Genomic DNA, 392 nt, shown 5'->3' on the forward strand with positions numbered 1-392 from the left:
GTATCGCGCCAACGATGCCGAGATCGCGGCAGTATTCACCGTACCGCTGGAATTCTTCCGCCAGGACCCGCGTGACCATACCCACCGTATCGATTACCAGGGCCGCAGTTGGTATGTGCCCAGTTACCGCTACGGTGAATACAAAATCTGGGGGTTGTCGGCGATCATGATCGTCGAGCTGGTCAACCTGCTGTATGACGCCGGCATCAGCCTGCATCAACCCCCGGAGCGTTACATCGAGATCTGAGCGGGGCCCACCCCGCCGTCTGCTACAAACCGCCGCCGTTTATCCTGAGGAGCGAGCATGAAATATCGCCTGGGCGACCTGCGGGTCGACAGCCACCCCACCAGCTGGATCGCGCCCAACGCCACCGTGATCGGCAATGTGCGCC

The 392-nt window shown here is 61.2% G+C and carries 2 pseudogenes; both read left to right on the forward strand.

The window, feature by feature from the left end:
- Positions 1-247, forward strand: a pseudogene (locus SB756_RS28335) (CoA pyrophosphatase); the annotation flags it as partial.
- Between the two features lie 57 nt (positions 248-304).
- Positions 305-392: pseudogene (locus SB756_RS28340) on the forward strand (gamma carbonic anhydrase family protein); the annotation flags it as partial.

The organism is Pseudomonas sp. SIMBA_068 (assembly GCF_046534705.1).
Taxonomy (GTDB): Bacteria; Pseudomonadota; Gammaproteobacteria; order Pseudomonadales; family Pseudomonadaceae; genus Aquipseudomonas; species Aquipseudomonas putida.